This is a genomic window from Ralstonia chuxiongensis, from assembly GCF_024158925.1.
In the GTDB taxonomy this organism is placed as follows: Bacteria; Pseudomonadota; Gammaproteobacteria; order Burkholderiales; family Burkholderiaceae; genus Ralstonia; species Ralstonia chuxiongensis.
The window spans coordinates 1-15,455 of the sequence record NZ_JAMYWC010000010.1; the positions used below are offsets into that span (position 1 = coordinate 1).

14 protein-coding genes and 1 pseudogene are annotated in these 15,455 nt (G+C 61.2%); 6 read left to right on the plus strand and 9 right to left on the minus strand.

Annotated elements, in window-relative coordinates:
* The 6 genes from sdhC to NKG59_RS24435 all read right to left on the minus strand — a co-directional run.
* A partial coding sequence (gene sdhC / locus NKG59_RS24410; RefSeq protein ID WP_253542404.1) for a succinate dehydrogenase, cytochrome b556 subunit occupies positions 1-294 on the minus strand: 294 nt, incomplete at its 3' end.
* Positions 295-380: 86 nt separating this feature from the next.
* Positions 381-836: a DUF3429 domain-containing protein gene (locus NKG59_RS24415; protein ID WP_253542408.1), complete on the minus strand. Its 456-nt coding sequence runs from the start codon at positions 834-836 to the stop codon at positions 381-383.
* Positions 833-1,609 (minus strand): SDR family NAD(P)-dependent oxidoreductase, encoded by a 777-nt coding sequence (locus NKG59_RS24420; RefSeq protein ID WP_253542409.1) that lies wholly within the window; start codon positions 1,607-1,609, stop codon positions 833-835. Before NKG59_RS24420 ends, NKG59_RS24415 begins: the two co-directional genes overlap by 4 nt.
* Positions 1,610-1,697: 88 nt before the next feature.
* The gene (locus NKG59_RS24425; protein ID WP_253542411.1) at positions 1,698-2,663 is read right to left on the minus strand and encodes a MerR family transcriptional regulator; all 966 of its coding nucleotides are present in this window, start codon (positions 2,661-2,663) and stop codon (positions 1,698-1,700) included.
* A gap of 297 nt (positions 2,664-2,960) precedes the next feature.
* A complete protein-coding gene (locus NKG59_RS24430) occupies positions 2,961-5,543 on the minus strand; it encodes a YbcC family protein (protein ID WP_420804052.1) in 2,583 nt (860 codons plus the stop codon).
* The gene (locus NKG59_RS24435) at positions 5,544-7,136 is read right to left on the minus strand and encodes an NADH-quinone oxidoreductase subunit L (RefSeq protein ID WP_253542413.1); all 1,593 of its coding nucleotides are present in this window, start codon (positions 7,134-7,136) and stop codon (positions 5,544-5,546) included.
* Positions 7,137-7,235: 99 nt separating this feature from the next.
* Here NKG59_RS24435 and NKG59_RS24440 point away from each other — a divergent pair, with 99 nt between their 5' ends.
* Positions 7,236-8,120 carry a LysR family transcriptional regulator gene (locus NKG59_RS24440; RefSeq protein WP_253542690.1) on the plus strand — a complete coding sequence of 295 codons (885 nt, stop codon included), beginning with the start codon at positions 7,236-7,238 and terminating at the stop codon, positions 8,118-8,120.
* A gap of 287 nt (positions 8,121-8,407) precedes the next feature.
* Entirely contained in the window at positions 8,408-9,091 is a 684-nt protein-coding gene (locus tag NKG59_RS24445; RefSeq protein WP_045206438.1) for a YitT family protein, read from the plus strand.
* 35 nt (positions 9,092-9,126) lie between these two features.
* Here NKG59_RS24445 and NKG59_RS24450 read toward each other — a convergent pair.
* Positions 9,127-9,325, minus strand: a pseudogene (locus NKG59_RS24450) (nitrate/nitrite transporter); the annotation flags it as partial.
* Between the two features lie 173 nt (positions 9,326-9,498).
* Between NKG59_RS24450 and NKG59_RS24455 the strand changes: the two are divergent.
* The 4 genes from NKG59_RS24455 to NKG59_RS24470 are packed head-to-tail and all read left to right on the plus strand — an operon-like array spanning position 9,499 to position 13,216.
* On the plus strand, positions 9,499-11,091 hold the full coding sequence (locus NKG59_RS24455; RefSeq protein ID WP_253542415.1) for an MFS transporter: 1,593 nt from the start codon (positions 9,499-9,501) through the stop codon (positions 11,089-11,091).
* 58 nt (positions 11,092-11,149) lie between these two features.
* Positions 11,150-11,647, plus strand: a complete 498-nt coding sequence (locus NKG59_RS24460; protein ID WP_045206442.1) for a MarR family winged helix-turn-helix transcriptional regulator — start codon at positions 11,150-11,152, stop codon at positions 11,645-11,647.
* Positions 11,648-11,676: 29 nt separating this feature from the next.
* Entirely contained in the window at positions 11,677-12,648 is a 972-nt protein-coding gene (locus NKG59_RS24465) for a magnesium and cobalt transport protein CorA (RefSeq protein ID WP_092971241.1), read from the plus strand.
* Positions 12,649-12,658: 10 nt separating this feature from the next.
* Complete coding sequence (locus NKG59_RS24470) at positions 12,659-13,216, plus strand: DNA-3-methyladenine glycosylase I (protein WP_253542417.1); 558 nt, start codon at positions 12,659-12,661, stop codon at positions 13,214-13,216.
* 7 nt (positions 13,217-13,223) lie between these two features.
* Here the strand turns inward: NKG59_RS24470 and NKG59_RS24475 are convergent, their stop codons facing one another.
* Positions 13,224-13,553: a c-type cytochrome gene (locus NKG59_RS24475; RefSeq protein ID WP_253542419.1), complete on the minus strand. Its 330-nt coding sequence runs from the start codon at positions 13,551-13,553 to the stop codon at positions 13,224-13,226.
* A gap of 72 nt (positions 13,554-13,625) precedes the next feature.
* Positions 13,626-15,440: an LVIVD repeat-containing protein gene (locus tag NKG59_RS24480; protein ID WP_253542421.1), complete on the minus strand. Its 1,815-nt coding sequence runs from the start codon at positions 15,438-15,440 to the stop codon at positions 13,626-13,628.
* Positions 15,441-15,455: the final 15 nt, after the last annotated feature.

Below are 15,455 nucleotides of genomic sequence, written 5' to 3' on the forward strand. Positions count from 1 at the left end.
GATCAGGTAACGGATGCCGGCGCAGAAGTGGTGCAGGTATGCCCAGATGAGGGCAAGGACGACAACCTTGGCAAAGCCGTTGGACAGAAGCGCCGCGAACTTGGCGAAACTGATTTCCGACGTGAGACTTTGCTCGAACAAGTACAGCACGAACGGAAGAAGAAGGAACATCAGCGCACCGCTGGCACGGTGCAAGATGGACACCTTACCGGCCCAGGGCAAGCGGTAACGGGCAATGTCGCCCAAACCGATGTTCCTGTAGATGACGGTTCCACTCTCTGAATTGATTGCCACGTGGCCCTCCGAACAGACTCCAGACACAGATGAAGTTGATGAACTTGGCGCAAAGCTCGTCTTTGTGGGGTAACGATCTTCAGCGCTCACCCCGAGCTTGCAAGACCGGTAAGCATGAGCGACGCCACCGCTACGAAGGTCAATAGACTGCGCAACCGGAAGTACCAGACCGGTATTGCCCCCCAACGTAAAAAAACGGCATCCGTCAGCCAGCAGGCTGCCAGCACCAGCGCCATCCTGACGAGCGCGGTGCGGGGCTCGCCACTGATGGTTGCGCCCCACGCTGCGAGCGATGGCACAACGCTCCAGGTAAGCTGCAAGGCATGCCTGCGCGTGGCGTTTGCCTCGCCAAGTACGAGCCCCCAGTGCACCGCACCTACAAACGATGTAATGCACGCCGCGTACACCACCAGCGAATGCTGGTATTCGCTGCTCCCCGAGGCGTCCCGCAGGCAAAGCCACGCCAACGCGATAAAGGGGACGAGGCCGCCGATGCCGAGCAGGACGGCCAGGCCGCGCAAATCTTTCGGCTGCGTACTCATGACTTGGGTGGTACGAGTAGTCGCCCTTGGCCGCCATCCACGCCGATCTGCTGGCCGGTGATCCAGGAGGCTGCAGGACTGAGCAGGAATTCCGCAAGCGCCGCGGTGTCCTCCCCTTGTCCGAGCCGGCCCATCGGGTTCGTTTTTGCGAGTCGCTCCGCAACTGCTGGAGCACTTGTCAGGCGAGAAGACATTGCTGACGTGGTCAGCCCCGGATGAATGCAATTGACGCGGATATTGCGGTCCGCATACGTTGCAGCCGCCGACTGCGCAAGCGCTCCGACGGCAGCTTTCGCGCTGGCAATTGCTTCGTGATTCGGGAAGCCGGCAGTGGCGGCAACCGAGCCGATCAAGACCGCGCTTGCGTGCACTCTGTGGCGAACAGCCTGCTGTACAAACAGACGCAACACATTCCACGCCGAGAAAAAATTGGCGTCGAGAGCCTGCTTGAGTTCGTCCTCCGAAGTCAGATGCAGCGGCTTGATGATGATCGAACCGACGCAGTGCGCGAGGCCTTCCGGCGCGCCAAACTGAGCGACACCGGCCTCGACTGCAAGCTGAGCGCTATTCCGATCCGTAACATCGGCTGGACATATCAGTGTCGGGGCCGACTTCAGCGAGCCAGCAAGCTCTTCCAGCTTGCTCCCGTCTCGTGCAGTCAGCACAAGCGGAATGCCTGCGCTGTTCAATCGTCGAGCGAGAGCAGCGCCTACAGCGCCGCTAGCTCCGGTAATCCAAACAAATCCCATGATGACTTCTTGACGTGTGCCCAACTGAACAGAAAAGGCGCAGGGGCAGGGGGCTTTGGAAATATCGCTTGAAGCTGCTCATGGTTACCGTTGCGTGGCGTGTCGGAGCGGTTTAGCGCTCAGCCGCGTTGAGCAAGTCTTCTTGACGGACGATTTCGGCAAGCGCGGTCTCAAGCAGTTGTACCGCCCGGTTTGCGACGTTCCCGAGCCGGCGGTGCAACAGGGCGTCACGTGCCGAGCGGTATATGCACTCATCGCTATAGCGTTGGAACGCGCTGAGTTGGCTCACGAGTTCAGCCAAATGCCGGGGGCATTCGCACTGAATCGCTGAGGCGTGACCGGCTAGTGCGGCGAGTGCCTTGTCGTCGAAGCGACGGGCCGAGCGCCTGCGATTGTCGGCATTCAAGATGTCTGCCTGGCGGAGCGCCGTAGCCCAATCGACAAGCTCTGCGACGAGCGGTTCAGGCTTGGCTTCAGCGTCGGATTGTCGGATGACGCGTATGCCGCCCAGGCCCGCGCGCTCGGTTGCGCGCGCTGACGCCTCTGAGCAGATCACGCTGACGGCTTTCGCGTGCACCGCTTCGGCCAGTGCCGCAATGCGTGAAATCGTTTCTTCCTGAAGCGAAGGAACAGAGGCTAGCAGTGCATCCGCCCTCATACCTGTGCGTGCACTTCGAATTGCCTCTTCAAGCGATCTGGGGTGCCCGCAGACACGCATGTGGGAGCAAGCGCAATTAGCGATGTCAAATGACACCGGGCCTACGATCAGAAGCGAAATGGGCTCAACGTGGGCCGCTTGAACGATGCCAGATGATTCCACTAGCGCCTTCAGAGATTCCGCATTCAAGCTCGCCACGGCACTGATTGGGTGCCCACGATCAACAAGGCCTCTGATCAGGCGCAGGCGTTCTATGTCTTCCTCTGTGTAGAGGCGTTGGCCCGAAGCGCTCTTCGGCGGCGAGACTACAGCGTATCTGCGCTCCCAAATGCGCAGCGTGGATGCCGGCATCCGAGCCAGTTTTGCTGCTTCGCCGCTTCGGTAATGCCTGGGGGCTAATGACTTGTAGAGCCTTTTCACGAGTCCTCCTCATCACCCTTGTAGGGTAATGCCCCGCTACAACGGCGAACAGCGCATTTCTCTACAGCCAACCACAATGCCCGTTGATGAGTCGGAAATGCATCAATACCCATGCTCCCGTCATCGCGCGCTGTGAGGAACTGCTCGAACATTCAACCTGGTGATTGCGCTCGCGCTTCCTCTTTCATGAATCGGGATACTGATTCAGACGCTCACGCGATTTGGCTGCACTGTGTAGAGACTATCTTGGTCCGAGCTGCCAGAAGGAAGTCCCCCTGGCGGTCTGACGTGGTTGTCTCACGCCGCACTCAGCCCGGTCGGTTGCCACTTGCCATCGGTGTAGCGTTGAAGCTCGTTGTGTCCGAACCGCCAGAGGTGAAGCCAACCGTTTCTGACAAGTTGCCGGACGACGATCTGGTTTTCAATCACCCGGTCAATGGCTTCCTGTGGCGCGTCCACCAGAACAGTCAGCCGAAGCGGCTCATGGACCCAACGCTCTCCGTCATGAAGCGACTGCCGGGATAGGCCGATTCGCAAATCGCCTCCATTGCCTTCAAATACCCCGATTGAGCTGCCGACGACGTTATGCAGGAGTTTGCTGCCGCTCCCCAGATGTTGTGGATCACATGTTGACGCGTGATATTGCCAGTTGATCCAGTGGGTCACGAGCATGGGCGCCGTCAGCAATTGATCGAGCAGGCTACCGTCGGGATCGGTGCGGTGGTCGTAATCATGTAAGAACACGCGTCCGTCGAGCACCGCACCTTGGGTCCGATAACGCGGAGCGATCACGAATGCCGCATTGCCGGCCAGCCCCCATTCCGGTCGCGTCTGTGCGCCGTCGTTGGCGCGCCGCAGGAGCTTGGTCAAGAGTTGATCATGCGGCAAACGTGCATCGACACCCAGCTTGGGCGCACGCTCGCGTCTGACCTGGTCGCAAGCGTGTTTCATTGCGTCTTCAAAGCGTGCCCAGCGCTCAAGCGCGGATTCGGGCAACAGGTCGAGGTCGAAGGCTTCGATCTCGTCGGTTGTCGTGTTATGCAGCGCCGCCACAAATTGCACCCGTGCTGGAATGTCGACGCCCAAGTTGACTAGCTCGGCGCGCACCTTCGGGTCATTGAGGAGCAGGGCCAAGGTGCGGGCATTGACCTCACCGCTTTGGCCACAGCATGCGCCGCAATCCAAAGATGCCGAATGCGCATTGTTGTTCGACTGGCTGCCATGACCGACGAGCACCACTAGTGGGGCCAGATTGTGAGCGAGCCCCATGGCGCGGAGCACGCGCGCCGCCAGGTCAGCTTTTTCACGTGGAGACTGCGACAGCAGTGCAGGTCTGCATACCTTCTTGTACCGGGAGGGCAATCCTGCCAAGTCTGCACGCGCGCGCCGCTGCGTCGACGGACGGACCCACCGCCACAGCGCGCCGGCGTAGCCCACGCCTGCAATCTCGACAAACGAGAACGCACCGCTGGGCCAGCGACTGGATTGATTCAACTGTGCGGCAACCCCGAGACGGGTGCGCCGTGCGCGTGTGACCGTACCGTCAGCAGAGGGTCCGTCTTGGCCTGTATTGAGGTGGACACTGTCTGTCACCTCCATCGAGGGCGACAGTAAGCCGGGTAGTTGCGGGCGCCGTGCCCCTGTTCCGAGCGGCGTGTAGGCGATGGGTATGCCGAAGAATCCCGCAAAGCCCACCGTCTGGACCGCCGGCCAGACGGCCTCCAAAGAACGCCGCAAGGGTTCGCTGCGGACGTCAATGCAAAACGCTGCTTGTACTTCAATCTCGGAGGGCTCAGGCGACACGCAGGACGCTCCTACACGATGCGCTAGCTGGCGCTGGTACCCGGCTTCCAGGGCGTACTGCCAAACCTCGTCGATCAGCAAAGCGTCCTCGGCCTCTGCAAGCGTTGAAGCTGCGCGGCGCCAGGCATTGCGAAGGGTTGAAATGGCGGTCTTCGTGCTGTAGTCGTCATGACACTTCTGCAGAACGGCGCCCCAGGCAAGCCGGATGGCTAGCAACTCACGCAGGTTTGGATCTTCCTTTCCGCTCTGATGGGCTTGCCACCCAAGGTAGGCGCACCAAGATGCCCAGCCATTCACCGTGAGCAATACGGCTTCCAGATAATCTGGCCAGACATCGCTGGGCAGATCCAATTGCTCCAGCGCCCAGTGCTCCGCGTCCCGGAACGTAGGCGGCAACTCCGCCAGATGCTGATCAAGATGCGGAATGCCCATCAGCAAGCCAATGCCGCGATCGTGCCGCAACGTGTCGCGCCAGAAGGCATACAGCCCATCGTTTTTCTGGATTGCCCAGTCCGACTGATTCTCGTCGAAGTAAGCGGCGCAACTTTGGCTAACCTGGTGCGTGATGGCCTCGCGCCAAGAAAGCCTCGTATGGCGCAATGGATCGGTGTCAAGTATGTCGATCAGCAACGGCAAACGTGGCGCTGACCAATCGGTGTTGATGGCATTCAGACATTGCGAAGCCGTCAGACCGGACACGTTGGCGGCGGGCAAGGCCGCAAGCGCATATTCGACGTCGTCTTTGGTGATGCGGCCAGATTGCCATGCTTGGCGCAGGCTTGGGCGTCTGGGAAACACCTGGATGCCCCCAAGCACTGCCATCCGAGCTGCCACCTGGCGAACAGGCATGCTCACCCGGCCCCAATGAGGATTGACTGCAATAGCCCGATCTAACGGCCATGCCGGCGCGATCGCTGCGCATGCTTGTTTGCAGGCGGCTTCCATCTGCTCCAGCCGCGCAGCGTCCGTGTACTTTTCGGCTTCAAGGTTGACGCAGGCTGCGTTATGTTCCGACGTCGGGCCGGGATTGGTGGAGGAGGCAATACCGTTGTTCATGTGAACCTCTTTGAGCAGCATTTACTGGTTTGCATTCGCCTTGGCGGCCCGGGCTACTGCGAGTGGGAAGACATCCGAGCGACTTGGCGTCCATTTGGTCGGCCAGGAGCGCAACGCCAGACGGGTGTAGAACTCATCCAAGTAAAGGCCCGCATAACAGGCACGGCGCAGAGAAGCCAAAGCGTGGGGAGATGTCTGCAACGCCACCAAGACGCAATGCATGGCAGCCATACCGAGCAACGCTGCAATGCCGCCACCTGTGTCGGCGTGGTCCGCTATGCCAGTTGGCAAGAGGTGGAGGACGATTGCTGCGCCCATGAGACCCGCAATACTGATCAGGCTTGCGACAAGTCGGGCCAGCAGCATTGCAGTGGTGGAGCCCTCCTTGACGGATGGCAGCCAGAGCATTGGCGCCCATGCAAGCGCCAGAATGCCGCTCCACCACCAGGGCCAGGGAACCTGATCCACCAGCGCATGAAGAAGGACGACGATGCCGATTGCGATGGCGGGGGCTGCGTACAAACTCAAGCGAGAGCGCTTTTCATGGCCAAGGAGCTGTTCCACGCGAAGCCGATCGACCACCGAGGACGCGGAGAGAAATGCGTGCGCCTTGTAAAGCGAATGGCCGAGGAGGTGAAGCGCTGCCAGTGTGTACAGGCCCAATCCACACTCCATCACCATGAACCCCATCTGCGCCACCGTGGACCAGGCCAGCCGGACCTTAATGCTGATCCGGGTAAGCATGATCAACCCGCCCATGACCGCCGTGGTCAGCCCGACCGTGATCAGCAGCCAGCGAGCCGGCGCGCTCGGGCTGAGCAGAGGGGCAAATCGGATCAGCACATAGCCGCCCAGGTTCACTACACCCGCATGCAGCAACGCCGATACGGGCGTCGGAGCCTCCATGACCTGGATGAGCCATCCGTGCACGGGCAGCAAAGCTGTTCTCAAGATCACACTGACGGCGACGCAGACCGCGCTGACCTGAAGGCTGGCGGATATCCCTTCGCGCGCAATGTGAAGCCATAACTGCGACAGAGAACCGCTGCCCACCTCGTGCCAGGCAATCGCTGCTGCCGTAACCAGGAAGACATCTGCCAACCGGTCTGCCAAGCGCTTTTTGTGCGCGGCAAGCATTGCGAATGGTCGGTCGGGATAAAAGCACAGCAAACGCTGCAACGCGACGCCGATCGTCGCCCAGGCCGCGATCAACACCACCCAATGGTCTGCGAGCAGCAGCAGGTGCACAGATGCCAACACCCCGGCAAGCGCGCCGAGATAGCTGCGTTGCCCTTGCTCGCCTTGCAGGTACCGCGCAGAGAACGCGCCGATGCAGGTGCCCAGCAGTTGGACAAGCACGGCCATCCAACCGCCGATCAGGGACAGGTGCAGCCAAGGCGAGAGGACGGAGTTGCCAAGAGGCTCGCCGGAACTCCAAGTCGCCCACGCCAAAGAGAATATGGCAGCACACAAGGAGATCGCCGACAGCGCGATAAAGCCGTGCCAAAGTGTCGGCGTACTCGCGCGGGCGGACCGAGGAAGGAGGGCGGCCACCCCCATCAAACCTGCCGGCAGGAGTGTCGAAACAGCCGTAAGAACGTGAACGATGTCCATGGGAAGCGCTGGCGAAAATTCGTGTGCCCGCATCTTCTCCTCTGGAAATCATTCTGTAAAATTCAATGATCAGAACGATTTGATATATAAATCAGAATGATCAGGCTAGAGCAGCTTAACTTCCATCACTTGTTCTACTTTTGGCGCGTGGCCAAGTTAGGACACCTCACGCGCGCCGCCCGTGAGCTGCACACCTCCCAGTCGGCGCTTTCCGCTCAGATCCGCCAGTTGGAAGAAAGACTTGGCGATGCCCTATTCAGCCGGGAAGGACGCAGCCTGGTGCTGACCGAGACCGGCCAGGTCGTGCTGTCCTACGCTGAAGACATTTTCGGACTCGGCCAGGAGATGCTCGGAAGATTGGTTGGCCGAAGCGAGGGAATGACGCGACTTCGCGTTGGAAGTGTGGCGACCCTCTCAAGAAACTATCAGGAGAACTGGATCAAGCCGCTCTTGGCCGACCCCGAAGTGCTACTCACTCTCGAATCCGGGGTTCTCGAAGACTTGCTCGGCCGGCTGGTCGAGCACCAACTTGACGTGGTGCTCGCCAATGAAAGCGTGCCCACCAATCCGGATCGCCCTCTCCACTGTCAGTATCTCGGTAGCCAATCCATTTCCCTGGTAGGGCCAGCAGCAGTCTGGAAAGGCCGAACTCTGCACATCCCAGAAGATCTTGATGGGCTTGAGATTGCGTTACCTGGGCCGCGCCACGCGCTTAGAACGCAGTTCGACGCTCTGTGCGCGTCAATGGGTGTGGTCCCCCGATTGCGGGCGGAGATAGACGACATGGCCATGCTGCGTCTGATTGCACGTGACAGCGGCTGGTTGGCTGTGTTGCCTGAAGTTGTCGTTCAAGATGAGTTGCGAGCTGGAATCCTGGTGACCGTAGGGCAGTCTACGCAATTGCAGGAACGCTTCTACGCCATCACCACAATACGCAGACATAGGCTTGAAGCGCTCGAGCGATTGCTGTCTCAGCCGGTCTAGGCAGACGCCGGACAGAGCCTCAAAACTGCAGTGGTATGGGGTTGCCGCACATGGATGGAAAGCTTGTTAAGCCGTGTGGCGATCCAGGCCATCGCCGGTTGCTGTCGGACGCGTTCAACTTCTGGGCGGGTTCTGACTGGCACGACGCCGAACGGCTGCGGCGAGTACACAACGTCTGCATCGCGGGGTTAGGCTGATTCACGCACGGTTGGCTTGGATCAAAGAACCGACGGACGTACCAGCGGCATAGTCGGCGCCGTGTCCACGGTATCCGTAAGGAGCCCCCCATGAATGCTCCCGACAATGTCCCAAGCGTTACCCGGCATAGCCTGCTTGAGGATGTGCTCGCCATCGTTACCGGTACGCTGTTCGTGTCGCTCGGCATCACACTGTTCAAGCAGGGCGGTCTGCTGTCAGGCGGGACGGCCGGCGTGGCCTTCCTGATTCACTACGCCACATCGCTGCCCTTTGGCGTGGTGTTCTTCACCATCAATCTGCCGTTCTATTACCTGGCGGTGCGGCACATGGGATGGCGCTTCACGCTCAAGACGTTTTGTGCAGTGGCGCTGGTGTCGTGGCTGAGCGAGGTGCACGCGCATTTCGTACAGCTGGGATCGCTCAATCCGCTGTATGCGGGTGTCATTGGCGGCACGTTGATGGGCGTGGGCTTTATCGTCCTGTTTCGGCACCAGGCCAGCTTGGGCGGCGTCAACATCGTCGCGCTGTATCTGCAGGACAAGTACGGCATTCGCGCTGGCAAACTGCAGATGGCGGTGGATGTGGGCATCGTGTTGGCCTCGCTGGTCGTGGTCAGCCCGATGGCACTTGCGGCCTCGCTGGTCGGGGCGGTCGCGCTCAACCTCAGCATTGCGTTGAACCATCGGCCCGGTCGCTACGTGGCCGCACAGCCTGCCAGCACTGCCCACGAGCATGTCGGCAGCAACGGCTCGCCGGGTTCCTCAGTGGCTTAGCAAGGCTGCGGCGCGTTGCGTCGAGCATAGATTGCCTACGTCACCAGCACGCACCGCATGTAGGCGGCGATGCAGCAGTGCAGCGCAGTGTTGACCGAACCCGTCAGCTCCAGCGAGATGCCGAAGCTCTTCGGGATGAAAAACCCGCCATGCGCGCTGATGATGGGCCGTAAAGCCCAGCAAGGCAGCTGATTCCTTGCGTGCATCCTGCGCAGGCTGATGTTGCGCCGCTTCGGGCTGCACCCGCTTAGCCAGAGAACGCAGCAGCTGGCTCGTGTGCCCGTCAAAGCACCTCGACAGACTTTATTTTTCCCGATCACCGTCACCAGCAAACACGGCACGATTCCATTACACTGTTAGTTGACGCATCAATCGTTGATGCATCATTTGTATTCCTCCCCGCCGCCATGGCCGTCCACACCGCGCTCCCGCACTCCCGTACCCAGGTCCTGCCGTTCAAGGAATCGCTCTTGGCGATGATCGGCATCTGCTTTGTCGTTGTTCTGGTCGCCTTCGACCAAACCGTCGTCGGCACGGCGCTGCCTACGGTGGTGGCGGAACTCAAAGGCTTTGAGCTGTATGCCTGGGTGGCGACGTCGTACCTGCTGACATCAGTGGTGACGGTGCCGATTTTTGGCCGCCTGGGAGACTTCTACGGGCGCAAGCCGTTTGTGATTGCCTCCATCGTGGTGTTCACATTGGCCTCGGTCATGTGCGGGATGGCGGGCAGCATGACGTTCCTGGTGTGGTCGCGGGCGCTGCAGGGCATTGGTGGCGGCATGCTGGTCGGCACGGCTTACGCGTGCATTCCCGATCTCTTTCCCGATGCGCGTGTACGTTTGCGTTGGCAGGTGATGCTGAGCGCGTCGTTCGGTATTGCCAACGCCATCGGCCCGACGCTGGGCGGCTGGATGACGCAGGCGTTCGGCTGGCGGTCGGTGTTTTACGTGAACATTCCGTTCGGCGTGCTGGGGCTGTGGTTTGCCTGGCGCTTCCTGCCGCATCTGCGCCAGAACGTGCACACCGGGCGTATCCGGCTGGACTGGCAGGGCGCGGTGCTGATCACGGTGGCGCTTGGTGCGCTGCAGTTGTTCGTGGAATGGCTGCCGCGGCATGGCCTGTCGTTGCCGCTATTCGGTTGGCTGGTGCTGTCGGCCGCGGCGTTCGTGGCGCTGTGGTGGTGGGAGCAGCGTGCAGAGCAGCCGCTATTGCCGTTCGACATGCTGCGCAATCCTGCGCTGGCCGCGCTGTTCATGCTGGCGTTGCTGTCGGGCTTCTCGATGTTTGCGGTGCTGTTCTATGCGCCGTTGCTGTTCCAGGGCGGGTTTGGCATGTCGCCTCAGGAGGCCGGCCTTGTGATTACGCCGCTGGTGGTGTGCATCACGTTGGGCAGCATCATCAACGGGCGCATCGTCACGCGCATTCCCAATCCCAACGCCATGCTGTATGCGGGCTTTGCGCTGCTGACCGTAGCGGTGGCCGGCATGTCGGTGTCGTCCAAGGGCATGCCGCATACAGTGCTGACGTTGCTGATGCTGCTGGCCGGTCTCGGCCTCGGGTTCGTGTTGCCCAATCTGACCGTGTTTGCTCAGCAGACAGCCGGCCGCGCGCATCTGGGCATTGCCACGGCGCTGCTCCAATCGCTGCGCATGGTGGGCGGCATGGTGGGCACGGCGCTGGTTGGCACACTGGTGAGCGAGCGTTATGCCTCGGGCGTTGCCAATGCGCTAAGCGCAGACAAAGCGATGCAATGGCTGCGCCAGCTTGCCGATCCCGAAATTCTCATCGATCATGATTCGCAAGCCGCGTTGCTCTCGCAGTTGCATGCTGCCGGCCACGATGGTGCGGCGCTGCTCGAAGCTGCGCGACATGTGCTGGTCAGTGCCATTCATATTGGGCTGATTGTGGCGACGGTGGTGGCGCTGATTGGCCTTTGGTATGTGCGCCGCGTGCCGCCCGTGGTGCTGCACCATGTCGAGCCTGTGCAACACACGGAATAGGCGAGACACGCCGGAGCGGTTAGGATGCGCGGTTCCCCAGCAATCTCAGCCCTGATCGATGACCTCTGAACGCGAACGCTTCGCCGTCATGCACCAGTTCGGCCGCACCTATCGTGCGTTCATGGCCGCCTTCGAGGCGCATGTCGGCCAGCCAATGCCGCGCTGGCGCATCCTGCTGGCGCTGCACGACAACACCGGCGGCGGCATGGCCCAGAAGCAGCTCGCCGAGCGCCTGCAGATGGACCCCGGCGCGCTCACCCGCCAGCTCAAGGTGCTCGAGCAGCTCGGCTGGATTGAACGCACAACCGATGCGCGCGACAACCGCCTGACCAACGTGTCGCTGTCAGACGCCGGCCTGGCCATCGTGCTCGAATGCATGCCCCGCCGCATCGCCTTCATCAATGCCACGCTCGATGGGCTGCCGGATGATCTCGTCCACGCGCTATCCGAAGCGCTGGCGCAAATCGAAACCCGCCTGGCCGAAGTGCCGGCGCTGGCCGCTGCGGCCTCCACTGCATCCGATATCAAGACCGCAGATCAGCCCGCAGACCGCTAATGCGCGCTGAATGCGTTCCGGAGACAACCATGTCCATGGTGATCAACAGCGCGCTGTACCGTAACGGCAAGCGCGAGCGTGACCTTTCCGTCGAGGCCATCAGCGATGTGCTGCACACACCGGGCTCGTTCGTCTGGCTGGGTCTGCATGAGCCGGACAACGCCATGCTCGACCGCGTGCAGGAGGAATTCGGCCTGCACGATCTTGCCATTGAAGATGCGCGCAATGCGCACCAGCGGCCCAAGCTCGAGCTGTACGGCGACGTGCTCTTCATCGTGCTGAACACCGCGCAAATGGAAAACGGCAACGTCGTCTTTGGTGAGACGCACCTGTTTGTCGGCAGGGATTTTCTCGTTTCTGTGCGGCACGGGCCGTCGGCCTCGTATTCGCCGGTGCGCGAGCGCTGCGAGCGTACGCCGCAACTGCTTGCCAAGGGCGCACCGTTTGCGTTGTACGCGGTGATGGACTTTGTGGTCGACAACTATCAGCCCGTGCTCGAACGCCTGCAGGAAGAGTTCGAGCAGATCGAAAGCCAGATCTTTGGCGACACGTTCGATCGCGCGGCCATCGAGCGGCTCTATACGCTCAAACGCCAGCTTCTGCGGCTGCGCAACGCGGCGTTGCCAGTGGAAGACATTGCCGGCCAACTCGTGCGACTGCATGAAGACGTGGTGCCCAAAGAGCTGCGCGCGTATTTTCGCGATATTGCCGACCATGCGCACCGCGCGGTGGGTGCGCTCGACGTGATTCGTGAAATGCTGACCACGGCGATCTCCGTGAACGTGGCGCTGGTGTCCGTCACACAGAACGACATCGTGAAGCGCCTGGCCGGGTGGGGCGCTATTCTGGCAATTCCGACCGTGGTGTTCAGCAACTACGGCATGAACTTCAAAGGCATGCCGGAGCTGGAGCATCCGGCGGGGTATCCCATCGTGCTGGCGTGCACGGCCACGGCTTGCGTGTGGCTGTATCGCAAGCTGCGCAAATCGGGCTGGATCTAGGAGACAACACATGGCGCGCTGCTGCTGGGCGGGCGAAGACCCGCAGATGATCGCGTACCACGACACCGAATGGGGCGTGCCCTCGCACGATGATCGTCACCTCTACGAGATGTTGATCCTGGAGGGTGCGCAGGCCGGGTTATCGTGGCAGACCATCCTGCGCAAGCGGGCGCGCTACCAGGAAGTGTTCGAGGGGTTTGATGCCGCACGCGTGGCGCGCTTCACGCCGGCACGCATCGAAAAGCTGCTCGCTGATCCGGGCATCGTGCGCAATCGCGCCAAGGTGGAAGGCGCCGTCATCAACGCGCGCAAGGTGCTGGAACTTCAGGAAGAAATGGGTTCGCTCGACGCATTCCTGTGGGCGTTTGTCGATGGCCAGACCATCGTCAACCGCTGGGACAGCTACCGCGACGCACCCGCCGCAACTGATGCGTCCAAGGAGATGAGCAAGGCGCTGGTCAAGCGCGGCTTCAAGTTCGTCGGCCCGACCATCTGCTACGCCTTCATGCAGGCCACCGGCATGGTCGATGACCACGAGGCCGGGTGCTTTCGCGCCGGGAAGGTCTAGCTACCAACTACCTGGCGGCAACCGGCTTGAGCTGCATGATCCAACGCGCGAACCGGCCGGCCTCTTCCGGCGTGATCGCGTTCGACGGCATGGTGCCGGCGCCCCATTTGCCGCTGCTGCCTTTGAGCATGCTGTTCTTCAGTTTGGCAATCGCATCAGGATCGTCCTTGTAGCGCTCGGCAATCGAGCGGAAGGGCGGCCCGATCTTGGTCGTGTCCATCGTGTGGCACGCACGGCACGTCTCTTCGCTGGAAGAAGGCGCGGCGTGCCCGGGCACAACCAGCATGCCGAACAACGCCGCAAACATGGAGAGCACTGCCGATTTCATCAACGTCATGGATTCTGCATTTGGTAGATGCAGGCGCCCGCTGCAAGCCTGTGCAGGCGGGCGCCCGGTGCGAAAGACTGACTAGCGATGCGGCCAGGGCTTGGCAGGTGCGCCCATCACAGGCTCGCCCAGCAACGGCGTCGACAGCGCGTAGGCACCATCCTCCGTAAAGGCCCAGATGATGTTGCGGTCGTACTCGGTGTAGATCGCGAACACACCCTTGCCCAGCGTGTACGAAGGGAGCTGTGTCTGATCCGCAAGCGCGGGGATGAAATAGCCCGCGATGGACGGATGTGCCGGGTCTTTCACGTCATAGATCTGCACGCCCGCGTTGTAGAACGAGTACGGAACGATGCCTTGTTTCCAGCCGCCAGGCTGGCCGATGGCATTGGCACGCTTCGGGCCGTAGTTGCCTCCGCGCTGGCAGAAGCTCGTGAATGGCGCACCCTGCGGAATCTCGGGCTCGGGCAGCTTGGTCGCGATCTTCAGGTGCTTCGGGTCGCGTGCATCGACCACGAAGATGTCTTTGTACGGTTCATAGCAATCGCGGTTCATTGGATAGCCGTTGGTGAACACATAGCCCGTGCGCGCGTACTGGCTTACGTCGGCGTTGTCGTACTCCGTGCCGGCAAAGCTTGGCGGTGTGTTCACGTTGCTGAGCATCTTCGGATTGGCCGGGTCGGACAGATCGAATGAATACAACCCGAGGCCGCCCATCGCGCCAAATCCGATCTTGCCGCCCGCTTCCAGTGGCTTGGGCAGGAAGATCGGGTTGCGCGAACCCATCCATGACGTGCGGTTGCCCGCGCGCGGGTTCATCAGATAAGCCTGTTCGTGTTCAGGATTGCCGAGAATCTGGCCTGGCACCGCAATTTGCGAGACGAACTTCGGATCGGCCGGGTCAGACATGTCCCACACCTGGTAGCCCGGCGAGTACAGATAGTTCGGATACTCCGTCAGCGCATAGCTGTCATCCGGCGCGGACGACAGGATCATGTATTTGCCGCCATAGTATTCAGGCGCGTCCAGCGAGCCGGAGCCTTGCTGCTGGCCGATTGGCGCGTTGGGATGCTGGTAGTCGGTCGTCCGGGTCGCGATCAGCTTCCATTGGTCAGGCAGCGGCCCGTCCATCTCGAATACCTTGAAGCCCTTGAGCGAGTTGTAGCTGCGCTGTGCGGCCACTTTGTCGGGCTGATCGATCTTTTCGGTCATGAGGCCATAGCGGCCGATCTCGAACGAAGCGACGAGCACCGGCTTGCCGAGCTTCTTGCTCCACGCGATGGTGGCGCCGCCCAGGTAGTCCTGCACGGTGTTCGGATCGTACTTCTCGCTCGAACCCTTCGGACCCCACACGCCGCCCTTGGAAAATACGACCTTGCCGTTGGCCGGATCGGTCACGTCCATGATGCGCAGGTAGTCGCGGTCGTGGATGTACAGGTAACGCTTGCCCTGAAAGTCGAGGATGTTGTTCCACGCATGAAAGGGCGAGCCGACACCCGGATAGAACGCCAGCACCTTGACGTTCTTGGCGTAGCTCTTCTTGTCCCACGAGGTCATCTCGCCAGGGAAGCGCTTGCCTTCATGCACTTCCGGCGTGGCCTTCGGCCAGATGAACTTACCGGTGGCCGGGTCCATGCCGTAGTCGACACCCGCCTTGAGCGAGGCAGGCTTGCGGTCAGGCGTCAGGCGCAACCAGCCGGCCAGGTATGGGTCTTTCACGTTGGGCGTGCCGGGTGTGCCCGAAGGCGCAGCGGCCGGTGCCTGGCTGGGTGCTGCCTCAGCCGTAGGCGCGGGGCCGGACGCTATCACTTGCGATGATGCCGTGGCCAGAATGAACGCGAGCGTCGCGCCCTGTGTCAGGGCTGTTTTCAGACGCGGATATCGCGATCGAAGCATGGGGTTTCTCCTTGG